Raw genomic sequence first — 24035 nt, forward strand, 5'->3', positions numbered from 1 at the left:
ATCTTTATCCTTTAATAAATCAACTTATTTTGCCCCTAAATAACGAACACTTCCCAGCTGCAATCGCTTACACATAGGTTTTTCATCATTTTTTTCTCGAAAATAATAAAGTGAAGCAATAAAGTAATTTTATTCATGATTTACAAGTGCTGATCAACATAGCAAGGGATGTTTAGAGTTTGTACAGAGCAGGATGGTATAATTAGGATTGTGCCAATTAGCATATTTTTACAATTTGATGACCACAACCAGGAGGAAAAATCATGCATGTTGATCATCTACACAAAGATTCATTTTTTAGAAGGGTTTTATTAGTTGTTATTTCCTTTATTTTGGTACTCACAGCGGCGCCGATAACGCCTGTGCTGGCGAGCTCCGAGCCGGACTCGCTGCCAATCTATGTCGGCTGGCAAAATTTTAATCATACCGGTCCTACTGCAGTTGTATCTAATGATGCGACCAGAGTGCTGAGCTTCCCGGCTATTCCGGGCCGAAATAACACCGCCACAACAGCGAACGGACGATTAAGAGTAGTGCCGGTTACGAATGATTCAAGCGGCATCGTCGTTCGTACAAATAAAATTAAGCTTGACGGCGGCTTTAGTACTTATTTTGTCATGCATTTAAATGGAAGCACTTCGTTAAATAATACAAGCTTCCCGGGACCCGCTGATGGTCTAACCTTTATTATTCAGGATAATCCGACTCCTGTTCTAGGCGGGGTAGGCGAAGGCGTAGGCTATGCCGGTATTCCAAACTCCGTAGGTGTAGAGTTCGATACGTGGAAAAACCTCGGACCTCATAAGGGGATTCAATACAATGATCCTAATCTCCCTTATAGTCTCTCAAATCGATACCATCCGGCAACCAACCCAACCGGCCCTACTGCCGATCATGTCGCTATTGTAATGAATGGCAACAATCATCATCAACAGGGCAGTGGCGACGTTATTGATAATTTGCAAGGAGCCAACTTCCGTTTGTACGATTACGCCGCAAGCAATGCTTACGTTCATGTTTGGGTTGATTATGACGATAATGGACGTCTAACTACAACTTATGGTCCAAGTGATAATCGAACGAATGCGAATAACAGATCACTGACTCGTAATGTCGGCACATCCCTTATGAACAAAGAGGTATATGTAGGTTTTGGCGCGAGTACAGGGGGAGCCAACTCCCATCATGATATTCTGGCATGGTATTTCAAAAACTCCTACGTTGACGGAGGACTAAAACCCGACGGAAATTACAAGCAAGGACCAAGTGCAGTTACAATCAATAAAGTATTCTCCACAGGTGTTGGAGCACAGACGGGTATTGATATCAAGGTCAACGGCATTAGCAAAAGTGATAACTTGCCTAATGAAAAGGTTGATATTTATGTTAACAATCAATTAGTAGATGGCGAGTACAGTACAAATAGTGAGGGCGTGCTTGTTTATACCTTTGATGATTCAAGTCATCTGCAGGCCGGTAATAACAATATTACTGTAATCACCAGCAACGGAGGCACATCTGCGAGCAGCTCAGCGATTATGACTGAGGCGCCTGTGGCAAATAACATTGTGTTGTCCTATACGGCTAATGGCATTGTGACGATTAATGGCGTTCCGAATGGAGTAGCCGTAACCCTATACGACGACAATCATGAAGTCATTGCAACTTCGTCAATTGCAACGAACGGAACGGTTCGCTTGACATTGACCGACGATGGCAAGGAAATACTAGCTGGCGCCAGCCAAATTGATATTTCATATGCAAAAAATGGTGAAGTAGCCAGTAACGTAACAGCAGTATCTCCTATTTTACGGAGCAGTGCGCCTGAAAAAGAGAAAATCACTACGAATGTACCCAAAAACACAGTAACCGTTAAAGACGTCCCACCGGGCTCGACTGTTAAAGTGTATGGTGACGATGACGAGCTCATCGGTACAGCGACTAACAACGGCAATGAAGAAATAGAAGTGGTAGTCACTATTGATCCGCCAACCAAGCTTCAAGAAGGTGACATCATTGAGGTTACAATTACAGAAGAAGACGGCAAGCCAGAAAGCGAACGAGTAACAAGCATAGCGAAGCTGGAGAGCGACCCGTTGGACGAGAAAAAGATCTCAACAAACGCAACGAACAATACGGTAACGATTAAAGACGTACCGCCAGGTACAACCATCAACGTTTATGACAAGAACGGCGAGGTTATTGGAACAGCTACTAACACTGGCACGGAAGCAGATATCGTAGTTGAAATTAAAGAACCGCATACGCTTGTGGCAGGAGACAACATTAAAGTTACAGTTACAGAGACAGGTAAGCTCGAAAGCGAGCCAGTGTCTAGCGAAGCGAAGCTGGACAGCGTGCTTGACACAAATAACGTTAAAACGAACGCAACAAACAATACCGTAACCGTCAAGGATGTACCGCCGGGTGCAACCATTCTAGTATACGACGAGAACGGTGATGTTATCGGTAAGGCTACAAATACAGGCACATCAAAAACAGCCGTTGTCGTTACTATTGAATCTACAAACGCGCTTGCTGAAGGCGATATTGTAAAAGTTACGATCACAGAAGACGGTCATCTGGAAAGTAAACCGATATCGAGCGAAGCAAAAACGGAAAGCGCGCCGCTTGAGAGTAACAATGTGGAAACAAACGCAACGAAAAACGCAGTAACCGTTAAAGACGTACCACCAGGTGCAACTATCAACGTATATGACAAAAACGGCGATGTTATTGGTACAGTTACAAACACGGATACGTCCATAGCTACCGTTGTAGTTAACATTGAAGCCCCGCATGTACTTGGTGAGGGAGACTTAGTTAAGGTTGCAGTTGCAGAAGTTGGAAAGCTGGAAAGCCCCTCCACTTCTAGCACAGCAAAAATAGATAGTGCCTCACCGGAAAGTTCAAATGTTAAAGCAAGTGTGTCGACTGGCAGCGTTAAGGTAGTAGAGGTGCCTGCTGGAGCGACCATTATTGTATACGACGAGAATGGTACAGAGTTGAAACGTGCGGTAAATGCCGGAGAAGAGACGGGAACCGTGGTCATCGGAGGACTTGACCTTGAGCCTGGAACCAAAATTCAAGTGACATTAACGGAAAAAGACAGATATGAAAGCAAGCCCTTGCTTATAACGGTCGAATTCACGACAGACGAAGCCATTGATGATGCACTGAGGGCCCTGCAAATCGGTTACCAAGCAAACGATACATGGGAGAGTGTTACGCTTCCTGTACTCATTGTAACAACAGGGGCAAATGAAACGATGATCTCCTGGACTTCCAACAAGCCAAGTGCAATTGAAATTTCATTGCCTGAGAATGGATCAATCAAGACACTTGTCCATCGTCATGCAAAGGATGAGAGTGTTATACTCACCGCTTCCGTTTCTAAAAATGGTGTAACGAAAACCCGCACATTCCTGTTAATTGTCAAAGCCGAGAACCTAACAAAGACAACAATCGAGAATTATCGACAAGTCCCTGTTGTTGGCGGCTCAGACAATGAGGTGAGTGAGCCGGTTGGCATTAATCGTGTTATGTTGTCAAACGGAGTAAAAATTGACAAAGCCATTTTTGATCCGGCAGCAGCAGCAAGGTTTATTAATGATCTTAGAACAAAAAACGGAGTATCAACTGTATTAGTTGATGAGGTTGCAGGAGACGAACCAGGTGAGATTGCTGTCGAAATTCCTGGACAATCCATAAGACTGTTAAACACCAACCAAAATACGTTGGATATACGTACAGAATATGCAACTATATCCATTGCTGCAAATGTTATTGACCGAATGGCAGATCGTTATCTTGACTTGTTTTTTCGCTTAATTCCAGTAAAAGATGCTGGTCATCAAGCGGAATTAAATACCAGCATTGTGAATGAGACAGTTGTCAGAGCAGCAGCTGGAAGCCGAGATGTCGCAGTGATCGGCTCCTCATTGGAAATTGAAACAAACTATCGCGATTACACAACAACACTGTTCTTACCATTTGCAAAGAACGGAATCACCGTGCCTGCAAGCAACTACGACAGCTTTTTAGATTCGCTGCGAATCTTTGTAGAGCATAGCGATGGAGATAAAGTGGTAATGAAACCTGCCGTTGTGTACAGCGGTGACACTCCAATTGGGCTAGAGATTGAAATTGACAAGTTTAGCATTTTCTCCGTTATTCAGTTAACAGAACGGTCGACAGGTGGAAGCACCGTCATACCCGCTCAGCCTGTGACGGAGCAAGTGAAGAAGACCACCATCGATCCAAAAGTGGGAACCATTGTTCTTGATCTAGTTGATGGCAGCGGTAAGGTGGACACATCAGGCTTTATAGTAAAAATTAGTGGCAAGGCAGTGGAAATAAAAGACGTTAAAATGGATGGCAATCAAGTTATTATTCAGCTGAAGAATCCTATTCCCGTTGGTTATGAAGCAACCGTATCTTATAAGCCGGGCAGCGGCTTCACAGGCACTTTGAAGTCTTTCACTGACCTGAACATTGCAAACCCTGGCCATCATAATGCATATATTAAAGGCTTCCCTGATGGCACATTCCGCCCGAATAACACGATCACGAGAGCGGAGATGTCGGCTTTACTAGCACGCAACAAAAATTTACCTAATGTTTATGAATACCAAAAGCTCTACCCGGATGTTGCAAAAGGCTTCTGGGCCGCAGCTAACATCGAGCAGCTACAAGATATTGGATTAATGATTGGCGATAAGCAGGGCAACTTCCGGCCTAATGACCGCATAACGAGAGCCGAAATGGCAATGATTGCGGCCAAATGGTTAAATGCTGATCTTAACGGTCCATTCACGAACACATTTGAGGACGTATCTGATCAGCATTGGGCTGCAGCAGCTATTGCCGCTGTAAACAAAGCGGGGGTTATGATCGGTTTTGAAGATGGCTCGTTCGGTCTGAAGGAATATGTAACACGTGCGCAAGCAGTTACCATTATGAACCGTTTGCTAGGAAGAGGACCGCTTACAGGCGTGACAACACCATCTTGGCCGGATGCGACTTCTGCTCACTGGGCATTCAAGCATATTGAAGAAGCTTCAAAGGATCACTATTATACGTATCTTTCGGATGGTAAAGAGCTATTATTTAAGCAATAGCACCATCCTGTCGCTATTGAAGTGGATTCAAGCTCGACAATTCATTCATACTCAAAAGCCAAGAAAATGCTGGGTTGTAACTAGCATATTTCTTGGCTTTTCTCTTACTGCGCAATCACCATGAAGGACTGTAAAGCCGTGTCAAAGTCAAGATAAGCGTCATCCGTTGTTGGATTGCATTCTGGTAATCAGATTACGAACTTCATCTGAATACAAGCGAATCAAAAAAATAAATGCCTGATTTTCGGCTACGTTATATTTCTGAAGGCTCTATAATAAGAGCATAATCTAAGATTAGGGCGTGCAAACATGGTACCTGCAGAGCGTAACGAAGAATACTACAGGGCGTTATTAGAGAAAAAAACGGAATATGAAGGCGTATTTTATGTAGGCGTCAAAACGACTGGCGTGTTCTGTCGTCCAACCTGCCCAGCACGAAAGCCTAAATTTGAAAACTGCGAATTTTATGAGACAGCACAACAAGCGCTGCTTGCCTCCTATCGGCCATGCCAAAGATGCCGTCCGCTTTCCCACCCAAACCATGTATCGGAGGTTGTTCGCCAGCTTGTTGCTGCCGTTGAGGAAAATCCTGAAAAACGATGGAAGGAACAAGATTTCAAAAATCTTTCGGTTGATGAGTCAACAGCGCGCCGTCAGTTCAAGAAGCGATTTGGCATGACGTTTGTTGAATACGCTCGTGCCCGCCGCATGGGACTTGCCTTGAAGAACATTAGATCGGGTCAAACGATCATTGATACTCAGCTATCTGCTGGTTATGAATCCAGCAGCGGTTTCAGAGATGCTTTCTCGCGAATTATGGGGGCCGCGCCTACATTAGTAGAGAATAGTAAGGTTCTGAAAGCTTCTTGGATCGATACACCGCTTGGGCCGATGATTGCGATTGGGGATGAGAGTGCACTTTATCTTCTTGAATTTGTTGATCGGCGAGGGCTAGAGCGCGAAGTAGAAAGGCTTCGTCAACGGACAAAATCCGCCATCATTCCAGGTGTCACGGAACCAATCCAATCGATTGAAAGTGAATTGACCCGCTATTTTGACGGAAAACTGACCGAATTTAAAACCCCCGTCTCGTTGCTTGGATCACCTTTTCAGAAGAGCGTATGGGAGCAATTAATGAAAATTCCGCCGGGCGAAACGCGTTCCTATTCAGACATCGCCGCTGCACTCGGCAAGCCATCCGCCTATCGTGCTGTCGCTCAGGCCAATGGCGCAAATCAGCTCGCGATTATGATTCCTTGCCATCGAGTCATCAACTCAAATGGTGATTTAGGCGGCTACGGCGGTGGATTAACACGTAAAAACTGGCTATTACATCACGAGAAACAAGGAGAATAATATGACATTGGAAGAAGTGCGCTGTCCGTGCATAACCAACCGTACTTTTAAAATGAAAGACCGATCCCAGCGTTCTACACGAAGCTGAGATCGGTCTTTCATGACGGATTATCCTATAAGCTTATCCTTTTCTACAACCGTTACTTCAAGACCGCCAAACTTTGTCGCTAGCTTACTATAGATGAAGGCACTTAACATCCCAATCAAGCCGTAAACAAAAATAAGTATAACGGGCATAATAATATAAGGAATTCCTGCTGCCAGTAAGCCTGGCTTGCCAATAGCGAGTCCAATAATTGCGACTAAAAAGCCTAATGCAACCATAATGGACAATGGAATAATAGCAAAATATAATGTCGCTTTAAAAGCACTCTTCGGCCCTATTTTTATAATTTCTAATTTTTTCATAGCACTTCCCCCCTCCTTTTAATTTTATTTTTGATATATTTCCCACAATAACATAATGTTACATTATTTTCTTTTTATTTTTATTAAATTCTTGCAAATTTTCTTAAAGCTGCCCCTCACCAAATACCTCAGCCCGATACTTCTTAGGCGTTACGCCCAAAGCTCCTCACCGAAAGCACCAACTAGTTTGGGAGCCTCCGTCGCATCAAGCAGTCAAATTAACTTGAGCTGGAACGCTTCCTCGGATAATGTGGGCGTGTGTTTTCTATTCAGGCGCCAGCGGCACTTCCGGCAGCCGCATCGTTTTGAAGGGTTGTGACCCAGCTAATCCCCCTATATTGCAAGGACCCGCTACCAATGATGGTTCTTACGGCATTCATTTAACAGGCGACTATTGGGAAATTCGCGATATTAATGTAACAAGAGCACAAAAGGGGATCATAGAAGTTCACCCTATATTAATAGCTTATAAAAAAAAGCAGCCTCTTTGTCGCTTTAATATGCGACGGTTTGTGACTTGCTAAATTTAGAGCAAGTCTTTTCGTTAATGATTATCAACGAAACTAGGGGGTTATCTGGCAATGGCCTGAGCTTACTTTTTGACCGCTTCTATACGGCAGATAGCACAAGGTCTACCCTAGAACCTTGGCTTGGCCTTTCTATCGCTGCACCAGACACCGAATAAATCGATCAAAGCCCCAGTACAATTGCACTGGGGTATTTTTGTATTATTTTACATAAAAATATTAATATCTCATAAATTTATCCCTAAAAATAGTTCGAATGTTGTAACAATCGACACGAACAAACAAAATAATATAGTTATTACCGTCTATATATTAAATTTTTGGAAGATTATATACTTGTTGTTGAAATTAACAAAATAGTTTAGGAGGATGTCTATGAAACGCAAACTGATAAGCAGAAAGCTCATCCGCATAAGCGTCATTGTATTATCCACTTTGTTATTATTGGCTCAATTGGAAGCGGTGTCAAAAACCGTGTCCGCCAATGCTGCTCAGCAGCAAGCTGCATTAACGGCCTCACCGTGGGTGTCCACCCAAGTGTATTTAACCGGCGATGAAGTGAGCTACAATAACAACAACTATCGAGCCAAATGGTGGACACAAGGCGATGTACCCGGTGCTGGCGCTCCATCGAGCTCACCATGGCTGCTGCTTGAGCCAGGTACGGGCGGGGGCAACCAAGATCCAACTCCGCCTACAGCTCCAACGAATCTTGCCTCGCCAGGAAAAACCGCTAATTCAGTCACATTAACTTGGAATGCTGCAACAGACAACATTGCTGTAACTGGTTACGATATTTACCGCGGCACTACAAAAGTTGGTTCCACAAACGCCTCCACATTAACTTACACCGATACTGGCTTGCAGCCTGACACTTCGTATATCTACTCTGTATCCTCAAAAGACAGCTCCAGCAACACAACAGCAAGTACGGCCATCACCGTAAAAACCTCTCTTGCCGAACTAAATGTCGGACAAAGCCGCGTTCTAACCGATGAACAAATTACAGCACAATGGGGCGGAATTGATCCTCAATATTCACCAGCAAACGCAGCGGCAGCCGTACAAGCCGCACTGCCAAAAACAGAATATGAAGCACTGTTCCCGATGCGTATTGGTACACCTGCATGGCACACTTTCGCTGCTAGCAAAACGTATTATAAACCTGGTCAAGTCGACTATTATTCTTATGACAACCTAATCGCTGCAGTAACAGACGTTGCAAACATTAAGTACAAGCTTGAATACCGCCAAGGTGCTACATGGAACAACCGTGTATTCCGCTTGAACAAAACAACGAAAACAGAAACACTCATTTCTCAAAATGCAGATTTCAACGCTTCATGGAATTTGACCGTACCAGTCATCTCTAAAACGGTTGATTTTGGCACATTTATTAAAGAAGGTTCCGCTGTAAACCGCAAGCGCGAGCTGGCAGCTTTCCTCGCCAATATTGCGCATGAAACAGGCGGAGGCTGGGCGACAGCACCTGGCGGCGAGCTGAGCTGGGGACTATTTTGGAATGAAGAAGTCTCTTATATTAATTCCACAAACACAGGGTACATTCAAAGCCATGCCGAATTCCCTCCAGTTCCAGGCAAGTCGTATCACGGACGTGGACCGATTCAGCTTAGCTGGAACTACAATTACGGACTTATTAGCGGAATTATTTATGGCACTCAGAACACATTGCTCCAACAACCTGAATTAATCGTAAACGACGGCAAGCTAGGCTTTATGACAGCTATCTTATTTTGGATGACTCCACAACCGCCGAAACCTTCTGCACATGATGTAATGGTCGGCAACTGGACACCATCTGCGTCAGACATTGCCAAAGGGTTAACACCTGCTGGGTATGGTGTAACCATTATGATTATTAACGGCAACTTTGAAGGAAACAAAGACGAGACGGACTACCGAGTCGGTCGCCGTGTTGGTCATTACCGTGACATTACGACAAGAATGGGCATCAGTATAACTGGCGAGAAAATCAATACAATTGGGATGAGCCCGTTCTAAAATTACATTAACTCCTATCAAGTTTAATAGCCAACTGATGCAGCTGAAAGACAGAAACAGCAGCCCCTACATGATAAGGGCTGCTGTTTTAAGTTAAATGCAGGCATCTATCTCCTGCTTATCCAGTGAAATCCAGGCTACAGCTCTATCGCACTGCCGCACCCATTCACTTAAAGCTGTCGTTTTCCCGTATCCAGCCTGCGCAGAAACAAGCGTTAGCTTGGCTTCCATCCCCGCATTAAACTTATGTATCAACCGCGGCCTAGATACTAAAAAATGACGCACGTGGGGATGTGAAGTTTTGTACTTACAATCAATGAAAGTCCCTCTGTATACATGTTGTAATAGATGGAGAATAATTTACATTTAATTATCATTTTAGAAGTCTTATCTAATATGAATAGTATATGAGGTAAGACGGTATTAAAATACGGAAGGAAGAGTTTGAATAAAAAAAACCATACCCCCTATTTATATGGAGTAAAGCTCCTGCTTCCTACCTAGTGAACGCGAACCTTGTCGCCATCCTGAAGCGGATCGCCGCTCTCGAATACAATGGACTGCTGCTCGAACAGCCCATCTGTAACGGCAGATTGTGTATCATTTGAATCAACGACTGTAATGTACGCTTTGCGAACGTAAAAAGCGTTGCCTAATGGTCCACTCCTCTCCTCCATGGCAAACACATATTTTTTGTCTCCCTCATCGTGAATCGCTTTATTCGGTACCAGAATGACATCATCTGTCTTCTGAGTCAGCATAACCTCGGCACGCTCTCCTCCCTGCAATTGATTATCCTTTATCGCAACAAGCAATTTCTTCATTGCCGTATGTGAGGCTGTGCTTCCGCCTTCACCTGCTGGGCTAAGAGCATCAGTGTCTTGAATTTCCACTAGGCTGCCCTCGATTTGTCTAGCCTGAGTGCCGCTCAATTGAACATCGAGCTTCGCTCCTTTTTCCAGCGGGGCCGCTGCAGCCTCGGGAACTAGAAATTCAAATTCAAAACCAAGGCTTGTATTGGCAATCATAACAGCAGGTCCTCCTTCAGATGAAGCCAGTCCCTCGACTGCGCCAACCTTGGTTACAATCCCGTCAAAAGGCGCAACCAATGTGCTCGTTTCTGCCAAATTCTCCTGCAGCTTCTGAATTCTCCGCTGCTGCATATCCCTATCAATCTCGTTTACCTTCAGCGCATGTTTGGCGCTTTCGACGCTCTTCTCATCTCCGCTTTGGGAGGCTTCGACATAGCTTTGCTCCAGCTCTTTATTGAGGAGCTGCAGCTTACTAAGAGCGGCCTGCTCGTCTAGTATTTGATTTTTTGCAGCCCTCTGATCATAAACAATCAATACCAGCCCTTTCTTAACAGGCTCCCCTTCCTTAACATTCACTTTGTTTACCCTCGTCCCGGGCTCACCCGACAAAGCCGTTTGCACCCGCCATTTCACAATACCGCTGCCTTGAAAGGTATGATTAAGTTCACCACGGTTTGGCGTGACTAACACGACCTTGGGTAAGGTTAAGGACATTAGCGTATTGCTAAACAGCGTAAATCCAATTAACAGCCCCATAAACAAGCCAAACAGAAGGCGAATTTTTCTTTTGCGTCCAGGCACTGCTTGGCCAGCTAGTTGTAATTCCATTAAAATCCCTCCGTGAATGGGCTAACCTTTAATTCCCGATAGCTGAACACCCTCAACAAAGTAAGACTCTGCATATAAAAATAACAGCACCATCGGAGTCATATACAAAACGGAGGCAGCAAAAGCAACGCCCCTTGCACCCTCGCTAATACGCGATAAATAGAGTGACAACGGCTGCTTGAATGTGTCCTCAAGAAATATAAGCGGCTGCTCAACCATGTTCCAATTATCAACAAATAGCAAAACAATTAAAGCGGCGATTCCCGGCTTGACGAGCGGTACAATAATTTGATAAAAAATGGTTGCATGCCCTGCCCCATCTATTTTGGCTGCTTCAACGTACGTATATGGAATATGCATCATGAACTGCCTAAGCATAAACACGCCAAAAGTGCTGAAAATCCCCGGCAGTATAATGGCAGAAGTTGTATTCATGAGCCCCAGCTTATCCGCAATAATATAATTGGGCACTAACGTCACTTGAAATGGCATAAGCATGGTCATCAAATATACGACAAACAGCTTATCCCTCCCCCAAAACCGCAGCTTGGCAAATGCATAAGCGGCTAGAGATGCGATCATCACTTGCAGAACAATGATGGGTACAACAATAAACACGGAATTCCAAAACATATGGAGAAACATCGGTTTATGAACCAATACTTCCGCATATTGACCAAATGATACCCAATCTGGGATCAGCTTTAAATTGATGTATCCGTCTTTTTCCCCTGCCGCAATATTAACCATCTTGCCAATGAGATTGTAGTTATAGTCAATTTCGGTTTCTGTCATGAACGAGTTGGAAAATGTAACAACAATGGGGAACAGCATTGCCGCAGCAAGCCCCCCCATGATAACTGACAACACAAGCTTTTTAAATAATGGCAATCCTTTCACCACCCTTTCACCCATCCATGGAATTCCGAAAACGCCGTTCGATGGAAAGCATGACCATTACAAAAGCAAGAATACAGCCTACCATTAGAACTGCAGCGGCTGTCAGCTTCTGTACATCAAGGGATAAAAACATATTATTCATGTAATGCTGCAGCATATAGATGCGGTCATGAGGATAGTTGCCTGCGATTAGATACGTTTCACGAAACACTTTAAACGAATTAATAATAGAGATAAGAACGACAAAAAACATGGTCGGAGTCAAATAAACGAGCGTAATATGAATCCATTTATGAAAAATGCCCGCACCCTCAATGTCCGCCGTCTCATAATAGTCTTTAGGAATGCTTTGGAGCCCCGCCAAAAATAATATGATGTTATACCCGATGTTTTTCCACGTATATACGATGGCAAGCACACCGATTGACCACTCCGACTTCATCCAATCTATTCGATCCAGATGCAAGCTCTGCATCCAAGCATTCAATGTCCCATTCCAGTCGAACATGATTTGCCATATCATCACAATAGATGCGACAGGCACTACTAGCGGCAGTACAAAGGCGGTCTGCAGCCAATTTCGAATAAACAGCTTTTGATTGAGCAAATGCGCAAACAACAAAGACAAAACGATAATGAGCGGTACACTAATGCCAGTAAACAGAAATGTATTGGCTGCCGCTTTCCGAAAGGATGCGCTGGCCTGCAAATCCTTGTAATTGTCCAAACCAACAAATGAGCCGTTAACGGTACTATCCTGAAAGGAATACACAAATCCCATGGCAAACGGGAGAAGGTAAAATAAGGAAAAACCAATTAGGCTCGGTGCCAAAAAACAGGCTGCCGCAGTACCATCCTTGCACAGCAGCCTGATCAGAACAATTTTGACGCTTTTCCTATTCATTTAAAACAGTCGTCACTCTATTTTGAATTAGCTTTGCCACGGCTTCAGGTGTTTTCTGTCCGGCGAAATATGCTAAGGACTCTTCCCTTACAATGTTATCGATATGGGTATTGTTGAACTGAACCGAATATTTGGCCCCAGTAAGGAATTTATCTAGATCATCAATATCCTTTTGGGTAATTTCAAACACTTTGCCTTTCATCGGCCCGATCGGTTGATCAGACTCAACCGTCCCTTTTTTTAATACATCTTGGATGACCCTATTGTATGAAGCTTTACTGAGTGGGAATCCGGCACTGCCTGCTCGATGCTGCATCTCATCAGAGTGCATAAATTTCAAGAAATCCCATGCCTCCTCTTTTACAGAAGACTTTGCGTTTATGCCCAGCGTTTGATACGTTCTGTAGGAGCCGCCTGCCTGCTGACCGCTTGCGATCGGCTTTAAGTATAGTTTTGTCTTGTGGGATAGACCTCCTGTCAAAAACTCGCTTTGTTTTATCTCACGAATATAATCGTCAGGCGAGTTAATTTGGGTGTCTCTAAATATAGGAAAGCCTTTATCTCCACTCATAATTTTGTCATCGAACACGGATTTTACTTCTTTCAGCAAATCAGTAAAGGCAGCAGAGTCAAAATTAGCCTTCCCGCTCTCCTTATCCACAAACGTCCCATATTGATCATTAACCAGCTGCGTAATCATATATTCTGGCTGACTTGTGCCTAATACCGATTGATTTTCATCTGTATGCTTGACGAGTTCTCTAGCCGTTTCTATAAACTGTGTCCAGTTCCAATGGCTGTCGTCAATTTTAACGCCACTTTTCTCGATCAACGTATGATTGCCGAAAAGACCATAAATAAAGAAGCCAAGCGGCATCCCATATAATCCTCCGTTCACTTTCATTCCATCCAAAATATTGCCGAAATACTGTTCCTTCTTAAAAGTTGGATCCTTATCAATCAGCTCACTCATATTGACTAGCAGCTGTTTTTTTATATAATCCCCTGATGGCAGTTGGTCCATCTCAATCAGGTCAGGCCCTTTACCGGATAATAAAGCTGTACCTGTCGTTTTGATAAACTTCTCCAAATTGACTTCTAAATCTGCGTCCGCTGTATCGATGTATTTGAGATCAATGGTGATATTGGGATGCTTGGCTTCATATTTCTTTTTGGCTTCTACAAAGAAATCGTTCTGAAAAAAAGTCGAGAACACAATCGTTTTTTTCTCATTGCTGTTTTTCGGTTCAACCGTTTCTTCCTTAGGCGGGTTTGTACCGGTCTGCCCCTCGCTCTTTGTCTGCGTACCTCCTGAATTTCCGCCTGTAGCAGAGCTGCATGCAGATACAACCATCATCATTATCGTCAACAAAATGAACAATGCCTTTTTCATAGGTTCTCTTCCTTTCACCTGCTATCATTGTCTACTGCTTGCACTTCTATCGTTCCGAGGCATTACTTCATCAGTATAGTGACTGGATATATGATAAGTGAGATAGAGTTGTATTGAAGTTGTAAAATATAAAAATACAAAAAAGCCAATTGCACATGCAATTGGCTATCTTCATCTCACTCTATTCACAGTCTAGAATAGTAACTTAACAACGCCATAACATCCTTGCTAAACCCGACAGCCTTATTTTGCCTCACATTCACCGTGACACAATATTTCAACTTCTCGTCTTCCTTGCTCGTATAATACAATTCCACAACGCTGTCCCAGCGGGTAATGTCCTCATTCAGCGACAATTCAGATAAGGGGTAACTTCCTTCTATATCGATAAACGCATTTGCGAGAGCAATGATTTTCTCTTGTTCACTTTGACTACTGGAGGAAGGGGCTCGCACGACGCCCACCTCGGAAAGTTTAATCACATCACCGTCTTTGGCGTTCAGTACGATGTCATACACTTCACTAGGATCAGACAATCTAGTCAGTGTTATATAATACAAGCCGCCAGAAATGTCATCCAGTTCTGTTTGATAATCCGGCTTGGCGTCAGCGCCCTGTTCAATCACCTGCGCCCTTTCCGGTCTAGGGTCAACTCCATACTCCGCTTCATTTAGCAGCTCTCTAAATTTATGCTGGTCAATAGCCATCAGCTCGAATTGCAGCTCATCGATCGTCAGACTCTTTTCCAGATACTTGTTGACTGCATTCAAACTAAGCGTCTTCACCGCCTCTTGGGACAGAACACCCTCGTATTCCACATCATTGCTGCCCGTTTCTTTCGTTATTTTTTTAACCATTACCGTGTCTTTGGGGGTCCTATCCAATACGTTTCCGCACCCCGTCGAAATGATGGCGAGCGCTGCGAGCACCATAACCAGAATGAGCTTGTTCATTCCTTAATCCCGCCTTTCGGATGACCCGGAGTGAACACAACTTCTACGGTTGTGCCCTGATTTTCATTGCTTGCAATATGGATTGCAGCATGATGAACGCCTGCAATACTTTGACATATCGCAAGCCCTAGACCTGCTCCGTTACTGCTTCTTGTTCTAGACTTGTCCGCCATATAAAAAGGTTCAAATATTTTATCCTGATGTTCCTTGGCAATGCCGATGCCCTCGTCCTGTACCTGCAGAATATATTGATCTCCGCGCCACAGAGCGCGCAGGATAATGGTTTGCTGCGGGGCTGAAGCTTTCAGCGCATTATCTACAAGATTGGAGATCAACACCTTTATCAAATCCTTCTCCACCAGCAGCTCGCACGGTTCGCATTCCACGATCATTCCCACATGCTTCTCGCTCGCCATTACACTAAGCGTCGGCTTTAATTCAGCAAAAATCGCCCCTAAATCGTGCAGCTCCATCTGGAAATCGTCCTCCTGCAGCAAAATCAAGTTCATGAGCTTCAATGACAACGACTCTAGGCGCTTTCCTTCCGAATAAATGACATTCAAACTATCCATGAACATTTCCTCGTTATATTTGGTTGTCCTCATAAAATTGGCGTAGGCAATAATGGAAGTCAAAGGTGTCTTCAATTCATGTGTAAAATTGTTGATGAACCGCTGTTTCTCTTCATTATTTCGCTCGAGAATCGTAATTTTATCCTCAACAACAGCAGCCATATCATTAAAATTTTGAGCCAGCATGCCGATTTCATCCTTTGATTTTATCCGGACGCGCTCCGAGAAATCGCCTTGTGCAATAACCTGCGCAGTCTGGCTAAGCCGATCAATCGACCTCGTCAGCCCTCGGCTTACAAAAAACATAATCAGCATATAGAGGAAGCAGGCAGCCACATCTACTTTTGCAAAAAACTGATACTGATCCACGCGGTCCTGATATACAGAAGTAACGTCGATCATGTAGGTGAACACATAGCTTTTATGGTTTATATTCGCAATATTTGATGTGAACAGTATCGTTCGCTGATCGATATCCCGCAAAATATAACTAATTTCGTCTACGGCCAGCTTGTCCAGTTCCTCACGCTGCTTTGGGATTTGAAAATCGGTATTGTTAAAGACTGACCGATTTTGCTCGTCCCTAATCTCCAAATAAACGAGCTGATCGTTATTTTTACCAACAAATTCATTAGCAATTCTCGTTAATACCGTTTTTTCGTAATCAATGGAGTCATAAATTTGAAGGATGGGTACAATCGCATCGACGCTGGAATGAATGCTCATATTCTGGCTTAAAGCGTTGTTGATTTCCTGCTTAAGCATTCGATTATGGCTCCGCTCGATTACCATAATAGAGGCAGCGTTAAAAATAATGATGAAGACCAGAATTGAGAAGACATAAATTTTTTGCCAAAATTTCATCCTCTTAATCCTCCAGCCGATAACCGAGTTTATAAATCGTCTTGATGTGATCCTGCAGCTCTAGCTTCTTGCGCAGTGATTTAATATGCATATCGACCGTTCTCGTCTCGCCATAATAGTCACCGCCCCATACCTTACTAATGAACTGCTCTCTTGAAAGGGCAATGTTCTTATTTTTCAGCAAAACAACAAGCAATTCATATTCCTTCGGCGTCAGCTCGACAACTTCCCCTTGACTGGTTACCTCTCGTTTATCCATATTGACTGCAATAGATTGAAATTGTAATACACTTTCTTCTTTGCCGTATCTTCGCAATACCGTCTCTATGCGGGCAAGCAGCTCGATGGCCTCGAAAGGCTTAACCATGTAATCATCGGCTCCCAGTTTTAATCCATTCACTTTATCGTAGACAGAGTTTTTGGCCGTCAAAAAAATAACCGGTATCTGATACGGCTTAATTCGTTCCATCAGCGCAAATCCATCCAAATGAGGGATCATCACATCCAGCAATATAAGATCAACCTTTTCCCGCTGAAGCAGCTCCAGCGCCGCCAAGCCGTCATAAACCTCCGCCGTATCGTAATTTACAAGGTTGAGATTCATTTTAATAATTTTGGATATATGAATATCATCTTCAACAATCAAGATCTTTTTTTTCATTTCCCGAATCTCCTAACACGCATCATTAATGTATCGCTCTTAATGTTACGATAACGAAGCAACGTTAAAGATGCAATGAATTAACTTATTTTGTTTTCTCCCAACACTTTTAAATGTCATACGTTATATTTAGTGTAATTAGAAAATGATGGGAGCGTGAAGCGTATGGAAAACGTACAGCAAGCTAATGTTCAAGAAAGAGCTTTGGAGAATATGGGTCTTCTCGATTTGACTGGAGTGAAAGCTGAAGATCTAGCTAATGTGACCTCCATTAGCAACATTGGTATTATCATTGCCCCAGAATCGCTATCTAGTGCTTTAAATCGCATACCCCAGCAAAATATTGGATGCGTTTGTTTAGTCCCTTCTACGGCAGGCAAAGTGAAAATCTTGTCCGGGCAAGTTTCATTGGGAGGCGAGTTTTTTGCCAACAGCAATGGCGCTCCCGAGGATATCGTCGTCATTGCGGGGCAAGCGGTCATCACTTCGCCGGTGGAGAAGATCGGGTTTCAAGATGTGATTTTAGCTGGACAGCTGATCCTGCCTAAGGGGAGCGAAGTCGTATTAGGAAGCGCCATATCGCGCATGCTCGGTCAAATCATTTATTATTCCAATACATCCTCCAATGTGCGGTTATTTCTAGGAGATGACACGTTCTCCAACAGCTTCTTTGAATTCGTCGAGGAAAAAATGTGTATGGTGCTGATTGGAAATTTCGAAATGGATAATGATGTGCAACTCGAATTAATTAAAAGTAAAGTTTCCGAGATTGTAGTCATTGGCGATATAACAGCTTCAAAGGCTATTGTGCCTCTACTCCAGTACCTTGCTATTTCAAAAACAGGAACGATCAAAACAAGAGATGATGAATGAGAAACAAGCTATGCCGATAAATGCAGAGGCTTTGTTTCAGCAATTGTATCGTACACATTCAAGGCAAATCTATTCTTATCTGCTCGGACGAACAGAAAGTAAAGAAACGGCCTCCGACCTGCTGCAGGACGTATTCATGAAAATCTGGAACCGCAAAGATGTCGTCGAAAGCATACCCGAGGATCAGCATTTGTATTGGATATTTTCGATTGCTGCCAATCGGGTAAAGGATTATTATCGGAAATCGCAGAGCTATAAACAAGCTGTATCCAAAATCCAGCTGTATAGCTTTCCAAGTCCGAATGGTGACCTATCACAATTGTTAGCTGGGCGTGAGCAGTTTCATGAGCTTGAGTCAGCCATCCGAGAGCTGCCCGAGGAGCTTCGTTCTATACTGCTCATGAAGGCTGTTGGCGGTATGAAAAGCGGTGAAATCGGCGCTGCACTTGGGCTGCCTTCAGGCACAGTTCGCTATAAAATATTGCTGGCACGCCGTCAGCTTGCCGAAGCGCTTGGTATGCTGCCCAAAGAAAAGGCTGTAGGAAGGAAGGGAAATGGATGAGTGATTACGAGTCAGATTTGAAGCTGCCTTCGGATGTCGAGCTAATGCTGGATGAATTGCTGGATACCTGGGCTCATCATGTCCAGCTTTCTTCACAGCAAACAGATGAAATCAACACACAACTTTTTACGGTTTCGGACGATCTAGGCTGCGAATGGTGGCATTCGTTATTTAATCAATTGCCATTTCATCATAAATCCTTTATCGTTTCACCCTATTTATATAAACGCTCTGGATAATCGTTTTAACAAATGGAAAGGGACCGCCTTGGGCGGTCCCTTTCTTGCTGTCCTGCAAGCCTAAACTCCTAAAATGTCACTTCATTTACATCAAGAATAGTAACAAATCTTCTATTCCAAACTTTCTCATGATGCTCGATAATTTTTTGTGCAGTCAGGACGGCATTATCTAATGTACTATGGCTGTTATTCGCTAAAATATTGTTCTTGTAACCACGGCTGTAGGCTGCCCGAATGGTGGTGTCCAAACAAAACTCCGTTTGTGCTCCAGCAAATATAAGCTGCTCAATCGACATTTCCGCCAAAGTAGAAGCCAGATCAGTATCGTAAAACGAATCCCAGCTTGTTTTGCGAATCACTGTATCTTCAGCCCTTATATCGAGTCCATGATGCAGCTTCCAATCCGCTGAATCTACAAAAAATTCATCATCTGCGTTGTCATAATCCGTATGCTGGATAAAAATGATTGGGACATTACCCTCCCGCGCGGCAGTAATCCACTCATTGATCCGCGCTACCAACTCTTCTTTTTTGTGAAGATAATTTTCCGGCAACGAAAAAAAGGCTTCCTGTACATCGATAACGACCAATGCTTTTTTCATGAAAAATCCCTCCACATTCGTTATATTCGCAAGAAAAAAACCTAAAACATAGGTATTACTGGTATAATTTTTAACTATAATCCCTGTTTAATTTGAAAACAAATATTATTTCAGCTGGCTCCCAGAGACTGCTTACTTGGAGGCTTCACCATGATTGATGTCAATTCTGAAGAACGTCTGAAAAATTTGCTTGAAAGCTACGGAAATAATTCACACACGCATTTATATTATCTTGGTGATAAAGAATGGTTCTGGGATTCCGATTACGAGGCTTTGATCGTGTACCGCACAGCCTTAAATAGAAGAATTGTACTTGGCGACCCTGTTGGAAACCCCCGGTTTACTAGGCGCGTTATTGAGCAGTTTGTAGCAGACTGCAATGAGAATAAGCAAATACCCGTATTCTATCAAGCAAAATCCTCATTTCTATCGCTGTATGAGAAGCTTGGGCTGCGCTGCTCCAAAATCGGAGAAGAAGCTCAGGTCGACTTATCTACCTTTCAGCTGAATGGAAAGCAATGGCTTAAGCTGCGGAATCGCATGAATAAATTTGGACGCTCCGGATTTAAATTCGAGGTTCTGCACCCGCCATATTCAGACTCATTCCTCCATCGTCTCCAAGGCATTTCAGATGAATGGCTGGGTAATCGGAAAGAAAAAAGCTTTTCTGTAGGCTCTTTCGCAAAGGAGTATGTCATGCGTTTTCCAGTCGCGGTGCTCGTTGGGCCTGATGGAAATTATGAAGCGTTTGTCACCATTGCTGGGGATCATCAGCCATTTATTAAAACAATGGAAGAAGAATCTGTTTGTCGGCGATTAACGGTTGATCTCATGCGTTATACAAAAGCATGCCCGCATGGCACAATGGATGTTCTATTTGTTTCCCTATTCCTTTGGGCCAAAGAACAAGCCTATGATGTTTGCAGCTTAGGCATGGCTCCGCTTGCTAACGTTACTGATTCGCACATCATCAAGCTTCTCTATAAGTATGGGAACAAGCTGTATAACTTTAAGGGGCTTTATGAATATAAAAATAAATTCGCTCCAAACTGGGAAAATGTCTACCTCGTTTCGCAGGCTGCAGCTACTTCCATAAACGTTGCACTACTAGCATTAATCATCCATTCTAACGATTCCAATAAACAATCACCCAGCCAAATTCCGCCTAAGCATTTCATACATAAAGTGCTGTCTTCAAAGAAAAGGGCTTAGCAGTAGAGCAATGAAGTCACAGCATTACTATACCGAATTCATATGCAGGCAATAATAAAGGGCACCCTTGCGGGTGCCCTCGTTCTTTCTGGTAAGTATTACGCACAGCTATTCTGCATTACACTTTTTTAAATTCGATCCATTCAATTTGCAAGCCTGGTTTGATGAATTCTAGCTTCAGTTCATAAAAACCTGCTTCCAGCTCGACTTTCACAAGCTTCTGCTTGATCCATTTGCCTTCCGTCCCATTCGTCTGAATGGTCGTCATCAATTGATCGTTCAGTGTCACGTTGCAAGCACTTTGAGCCAGTTCAGGCTCAGGAGACATAATGCTGACAATAATCCGGTATTGGCCAGCTTGATCCACTTTCATAAAGCTTGATCCTGCTGACGCTGGTTTAACTTGTGCATTCTCGGAAAGTGCTTGCGCTTGCTCCGGAGATAGAGATGCATTCGCTTTGAATGTATCGACCTTCTCTTCAATGACTTGTTTTCTCGAGAATACCGGAGCATGCATAATGAACTCACAAATGTTCATCGCAGAGCGTTGAAGCTCCCCCCTTGTTAACGTTCCATTCTCCAGCGATTCAATCGTATTGTCATCCCAGCCATTGATTTCCGCGCCATAGTTAGGAACAACCATATACAGATCATTTTGTGCACGAACCATCCAGTTCGTATATTTACGATCCGCTGTTCCTCCATTGACGACATCGTTCATGATGGCCCACCAGTCTGTCATGACAATACCTTTAAAGCCCCATTCGCCGCGAAGCACAGTAGTGTTCATATCATAATTAGAAGCCGCCCAATGTCCGTTAATTGGATTATAGGAGGTCATAATCGAATTCGCGCCGCCCTCTTTTACCGCAATTTCAAAGCCTTTCAAATAAATTTCACGAAGCGCGCGCTCTGAAACGATAGCGTCTACTTTACTGCGATGCTTTTCTTGGTTGTTGCAGGCAAAATGCTTCAGCGTAGCATTAGAGCCGCCTTTCATAATTCCTCGAGTACATGCTGCTGCAAATACGCCGGAAATGAGCGGATCTTCTGAAAAATATTCAAAGTTGCGGCCATTCAGCGGGCTGCGGCGAATATTGAGGCCAGGCCCAAGCAGAGCATCCACGTTGTTGCTTAATAATTCTTGCCCTTCCATAACGTAGAGCTCTTCGACCAGCTCTGCATTCCAAGTTGCCGCAAGTAAAGTACCAATAGCAACCTGGGTCGCTTTCTGGCCACTATCCATGCGAATACCTGACGGGCCATCTGCTGTACAAGCAACCGGAATTCCGTAATTAAATAAGCTGTCGCTTACTCCGCCGAAAGCCGAAGCTGTACCCGGTGTAACAAGCGGGCTGCTCATGCCCTCTCCTCTGACAATGGCAGCCAAATCTTGATCGCTAAGCTGAGCGATAAAAGCTTCCATGCCAACCTTCTGCTCATAAACATCTCTTAATTTAAATCCTTTGTTTCCAGTTTGCTTAAGTGTTGCAGGAAGATTCTTCTCAATTCGTTCTGCTAAGGAAACGCTGCGAGTGGGTACTTCTTCCGTAATCAGCTCATATGAACCGTCTTCCTTCCGAGCGCCCGGCTTCATTCTGCTAAAGCCCTCTATTGGTGCCAGTGCCTCTTGCAGCTGCTCTACGACTTGAAGAGCTTCCACAACGTAACCGTCTTGGCCTTGTACACTTATTGCAATAAGGTTTTTAACGCTTGTTCCTACATAAAAGCGATACGTTCCCTCTTCCAAAACATAAGCGGAAGCATGCCCTGTCACACCAGCATCATCATAAGATGCCATTGTATCTACAGGAAAACTCACTGTAAGGCGCTCTGATTCACCTGCTTGAAGCAATTTGGTTTTGCCGAATGCAGCCAAAGCTTTAGCCGGTTGTCCCAATTTCCCTTGCGGTGCTTCATAATAAACCTGCACGACCTCTTTACCCGCATAGTCAGCTCCTGAATTGGTAACCGTTACGTCAATTTCAACGTATTTCTTCCCATCTTTAGTGGTCAGTTTAGCTTGCTCAGAATTAACTTTAAAGGAGGTATACGAAATCCCGTATCCAAATTCATATTGAACCTTCTCTGGGCAAAATGTTTCAAAATAACGATAGCCTACATAGATATCCTCTTGATAAAAGTTTTTAAATTCATTGCCGTAGTTTCGAGTAGATGGATAATCATCGATGGAATAAGCAATGGTATCCGTCAATTTACCGCTCGGAGTCACTTCTCCGGCCAGAACATCGGCAATGGCGTTACCGCCTTCCATGCCGCCCTGCCAAGAGTAGATTGCACTTGAAATGGGGTGGACATAACTTTCATCGTTCATCCAGCTCATATCAATAATGTTCGATACATTCAGCACCACGATAGTTTGCTCAAAGTAGGCTGTTACCTGCTTCAGCATTGCTTTTTCGTCCGAGGTCAGCTGATAGCTTCCCGGTGCATCGGCATTATCCTGATCTTCTCCCGCTGTACGTCCGATCACAATGATCGCCTTGCTCGATTTAGCTCTTGCGCCCGACACTAGTTCATCAGTTAAAGGCATTTCCTTCTGGTGCCATGGCTCAGCAGCCCAGCCGCCGCCGCCATTATCGAATGGGTTTTGTTCAATCCACTTTTCATAGACAGCCGCAAGCTCTTCATTTACGGTCAGGTTCTTTTTACCGCGAAGACCGTCTAATAAATTCGTTGTATAAGAAACATGGACGCTCCCGCCTGACCCTGTACCGCTGCGGTAGTAATTCACTTGGGTTCTGCCAAAAACAGCAACGTTTTCGCCGTCTCGAAGCGGAAGCACTTGTCCTTCATTTTTTAACAGTACCGCGCCTTCTGCAGCTACGGTTCGACTAAATTCAGCAAAACCTTCTAATGGAACTCCCAAACTCTGTGTACTCATTTTGTTTCCTCCCGGTTGTCTATTCCACACATATGGCTGGTTCGATAGAAAAGTATTTATTCTCTTTCTACATTTCTAGTTTTCACGAACCCATGTATGCTCCCTATAAAATCCTTTAAAAAATAAAAGATATACTAACAATATACAAGCACAGCTTGTAATAAAGCAAAGTTAACAGCACTTACTGCTGCCTCTACACATAGTCGATTCGTTTTACTATTAATTCTCCTCCGTTAATGCTATTATTTTGTTGTAAGTTATTTTACTTATAAATATGAAGGAGGAATACCTAATGAAAAAGAGATCACTCAAATCCTTATCC

The 24035-nt window shown here is 43.6% G+C and carries 18 protein-coding genes; 7 read left to right on the forward strand and 11 right to left on the reverse strand.

The genetic code is table 11. The features are described 5' to 3' along the window. The first annotated feature begins 263 nt into the window (after window positions 1-263). Window positions 264-5120, forward strand: a complete 4857-nt coding sequence (locus MHH56_RS32525) for an S-layer homology domain-containing protein (protein WP_339205684.1) — start codon at window positions 264-266, stop codon at window positions 5118-5120. A gap of 309 nt (window positions 5121-5429) precedes the next feature. After that, entirely contained in the window at window positions 5430-6476 is a 1047-nt protein-coding gene (locus MHH56_RS32530; protein WP_339205685.1) for a trifunctional transcriptional activator/DNA repair protein Ada/methylated-DNA--[protein]-cysteine S-methyltransferase, read from the forward strand. Window positions 6477-6584: 108 nt separating this feature from the next. Here the strand turns inward: MHH56_RS32530 and MHH56_RS32535 are convergent, their stop codons facing one another. After that, a complete protein-coding gene (locus MHH56_RS32535) occupies window positions 6585-6884 on the reverse strand; it encodes a hypothetical protein (RefSeq protein ID WP_339205687.1) in 300 nt (99 codons plus the stop codon). Between the two features lie 902 nt (window positions 6885-7786). Here MHH56_RS32535 and MHH56_RS32540 point away from each other — a divergent pair. Continuing rightward, entirely contained in the window at window positions 7787-9433 is a 1647-nt protein-coding gene (locus MHH56_RS32540; RefSeq protein WP_339205689.1) for a glycoside hydrolase family 19 protein, read from the forward strand. A 93-nt stretch (window positions 9434-9526) separates the two neighbouring features. Here MHH56_RS32540 and MHH56_RS32545 read toward each other — a convergent pair whose 3' ends face one another. The 8 genes from MHH56_RS32545 to MHH56_RS32580 all read right to left on the reverse strand — a co-directional run bounded on the left by MHH56_RS32545 (window position 9527) and on the right by MHH56_RS32580 (window position 17320). Next, the gene (locus MHH56_RS32545; protein WP_339205690.1) at window positions 9527-9664 is read right to left on the reverse strand and encodes a hypothetical protein; all 138 of its coding nucleotides are present in this window, start codon (window positions 9662-9664) and stop codon (window positions 9527-9529) included. A 269-nt stretch (window positions 9665-9933) separates the two neighbouring features. Then, complete coding sequence (locus tag MHH56_RS32550; protein ID WP_339205692.1) at window positions 9934-11073, reverse strand: efflux RND transporter periplasmic adaptor subunit; 1140 nt, start codon at window positions 11071-11073, stop codon at window positions 9934-9936. A 21-nt stretch (window positions 11074-11094) separates the two neighbouring features. Further along, complete coding sequence (locus MHH56_RS32555) at window positions 11095-11988, reverse strand: carbohydrate ABC transporter permease (RefSeq protein WP_339205693.1); 894 nt, start codon at window positions 11986-11988, stop codon at window positions 11095-11097. Further along, window positions 11981-12877, reverse strand: a complete 897-nt coding sequence (locus tag MHH56_RS32560) for a sugar ABC transporter permease (RefSeq protein WP_339205695.1) — start codon at window positions 12875-12877, stop codon at window positions 11981-11983. Before MHH56_RS32560 ends, MHH56_RS32555 begins: the two co-directional genes overlap by 8 nt. After that, entirely contained in the window at window positions 12870-14270 is a 1401-nt protein-coding gene (locus MHH56_RS32565) for an ABC transporter substrate-binding protein (protein WP_339205697.1), read from the reverse strand. Before MHH56_RS32565 ends, MHH56_RS32560 begins: the two co-directional genes overlap by 8 nt. Before the next feature lie 185 nt (window positions 14271-14455). After that, on the reverse strand, window positions 14456-15223 hold the full coding sequence (locus MHH56_RS32570; protein WP_339205698.1) for a hypothetical protein: 768 nt from the start codon (window positions 15221-15223) through the stop codon (window positions 14456-14458). Further along, entirely contained in the window at window positions 15220-16659 is a 1440-nt protein-coding gene (locus MHH56_RS32575) for a HAMP domain-containing sensor histidine kinase (RefSeq protein ID WP_339205699.1), read from the reverse strand. Before MHH56_RS32575 ends, MHH56_RS32570 begins: the two co-directional genes overlap by 4 nt. Window positions 16660-16663: 4 nt before the next feature. After that, window positions 16664-17320, reverse strand: a complete 657-nt coding sequence (locus tag MHH56_RS32580; protein WP_339205700.1) for a response regulator transcription factor — start codon at window positions 17318-17320, stop codon at window positions 16664-16666. Between the two features lie 165 nt (window positions 17321-17485). Between MHH56_RS32580 and MHH56_RS32585 the strand changes: the two genes are divergently transcribed. From MHH56_RS32585 to MHH56_RS32595, 3 genes are read left to right on the forward strand one after another with little or no spacing between them, the layout of a single operon-like run. Next, window positions 17486-18193 carry a hypothetical protein gene (locus MHH56_RS32585; protein ID WP_339205701.1) on the forward strand — a complete coding sequence of 236 codons (708 nt, stop codon included), beginning with the start codon at window positions 17486-17488 and terminating at the stop codon, window positions 18191-18193. Further along, on the forward strand, window positions 18183-18755 hold the full coding sequence (locus MHH56_RS32590) for an RNA polymerase sigma factor (protein ID WP_339205702.1): 573 nt from the start codon (window positions 18183-18185) through the stop codon (window positions 18753-18755). Before MHH56_RS32585 ends, MHH56_RS32590 begins: the two co-directional genes overlap by 11 nt. After that, window positions 18752-18994: a hypothetical protein gene (locus tag MHH56_RS32595; RefSeq protein ID WP_339205703.1), complete on the forward strand. Its 243-nt coding sequence runs from the start codon at window positions 18752-18754 to the stop codon at window positions 18992-18994. The genes MHH56_RS32590 and MHH56_RS32595 overlap by 4 nt, the downstream gene beginning before the upstream one ends. Window positions 18995-19062: 68 nt before the next feature. On the opposite strand, the gene MHH56_RS32600 is transcribed toward MHH56_RS32595, so the two are convergent. After that, window positions 19063-19596 (reverse strand): isochorismatase family protein, encoded by a 534-nt coding sequence (locus tag MHH56_RS32600; protein WP_339205705.1) that lies wholly within the window; start codon window positions 19594-19596, stop codon window positions 19063-19065. Window positions 19597-19746: 150 nt separating this feature from the next. Here MHH56_RS32600 and MHH56_RS32605 point away from each other — a divergent pair, with 150 nt between their 5' ends. Then, window positions 19747-20808, forward strand: coding sequence for a phosphatidylglycerol lysyltransferase domain-containing protein (locus MHH56_RS32605; protein WP_339205706.1), 1062 nt, complete (start codon window positions 19747-19749; stop codon window positions 20806-20808). Between the two features lie 118 nt (window positions 20809-20926). On the opposite strand, the gene MHH56_RS32610 is transcribed toward MHH56_RS32605, so the two are convergent. Then, complete coding sequence (locus tag MHH56_RS32610; protein ID WP_339205708.1) at window positions 20927-23713, reverse strand: glycoside hydrolase family 3 C-terminal domain-containing protein; 2787 nt, start codon at window positions 23711-23713, stop codon at window positions 20927-20929. Window positions 23714-24035: the final 322 nt, after the last annotated feature.

This window comes from Paenibacillus sp. FSL K6-3182 (assembly GCF_037976325.1).
GTDB lineage: Bacteria > Bacillota > Bacilli > Paenibacillales > Paenibacillaceae > Pristimantibacillus.

Coding starts and splice junctions, on each gene's coding strand:
- MHH56_RS32525 (WP_339205684.1), top strand. CDS start 264: ATGCATGTTGATCATCTACACAAAGATTCATTTTTTAGAAGGGTTTTA.
- MHH56_RS32530 (WP_339205685.1), top strand. CDS start 5,430: ATGGTACCTGCAGAGCGTAACGAAGAATACTACAGGGCGTTATTAGAG.
- MHH56_RS32535 (WP_339205687.1), bottom strand. CDS start 6,884: ATGAAAAAATTAGAAATTATAAAAATAGGGCCGAAGAGTGCTTTTAAA.
- MHH56_RS32540 (WP_339205689.1), top strand. CDS start 7,787: ATGAAACGCAAACTGATAAGCAGAAAGCTCATCCGCATAAGCGTCATT.
- MHH56_RS32545 (WP_339205690.1), bottom strand. CDS start 9,664: ATGGAAGCCAAGCTAACGCTTGTTTCTGCGCAGGCTGGATACGGGAAA.
- MHH56_RS32550 (WP_339205692.1), bottom strand. CDS start 11,073: ATGGAATTACAACTAGCTGGCCAAGCAGTGCCTGGACGCAAAAGAAAA.
- MHH56_RS32555 (WP_339205693.1), bottom strand. CDS start 11,988: ATGGGTGAAAGGGTGGTGAAAGGATTGCCATTATTTAAAAAGCTTGTG.
- MHH56_RS32560 (WP_339205695.1), bottom strand. CDS start 12,877: ATGAATAGGAAAAGCGTCAAAATTGTTCTGATCAGGCTGCTGTGCAAG.
- MHH56_RS32565 (WP_339205697.1), bottom strand. CDS start 14,270: ATGAAAAAGGCATTGTTCATTTTGTTGACGATAATGATGATGGTTGTA.
- MHH56_RS32570 (WP_339205698.1), bottom strand. CDS start 15,223: ATGAACAAGCTCATTCTGGTTATGGTGCTCGCAGCGCTCGCCATCATT.
- MHH56_RS32575 (WP_339205699.1), bottom strand. CDS start 16,659: ATGAAATTTTGGCAAAAAATTTATGTCTTCTCAATTCTGGTCTTCATC.
- MHH56_RS32580 (WP_339205700.1), bottom strand. CDS start 17,320: ATGAAAAAAAAGATCTTGATTGTTGAAGATGATATTCATATATCCAAA.
- MHH56_RS32585 (WP_339205701.1), top strand. CDS start 17,486: ATGGAAAACGTACAGCAAGCTAATGTTCAAGAAAGAGCTTTGGAGAAT.
- MHH56_RS32590 (WP_339205702.1), top strand. CDS start 18,183: ATGATGAATGAGAAACAAGCTATGCCGATAAATGCAGAGGCTTTGTTT.
- MHH56_RS32595 (WP_339205703.1), top strand. CDS start 18,752: ATGAGTGATTACGAGTCAGATTTGAAGCTGCCTTCGGATGTCGAGCTA.
- MHH56_RS32600 (WP_339205705.1), bottom strand. CDS start 19,596: ATGAAAAAAGCATTGGTCGTTATCGATGTACAGGAAGCCTTTTTTTCG.
- MHH56_RS32605 (WP_339205706.1), top strand. CDS start 19,747: ATGATTGATGTCAATTCTGAAGAACGTCTGAAAAATTTGCTTGAAAGC.
- MHH56_RS32610 (WP_339205708.1), bottom strand. CDS start 23,713: ATGAGTACACAGAGTTTGGGAGTTCCATTAGAAGGTTTTGCTGAATTT.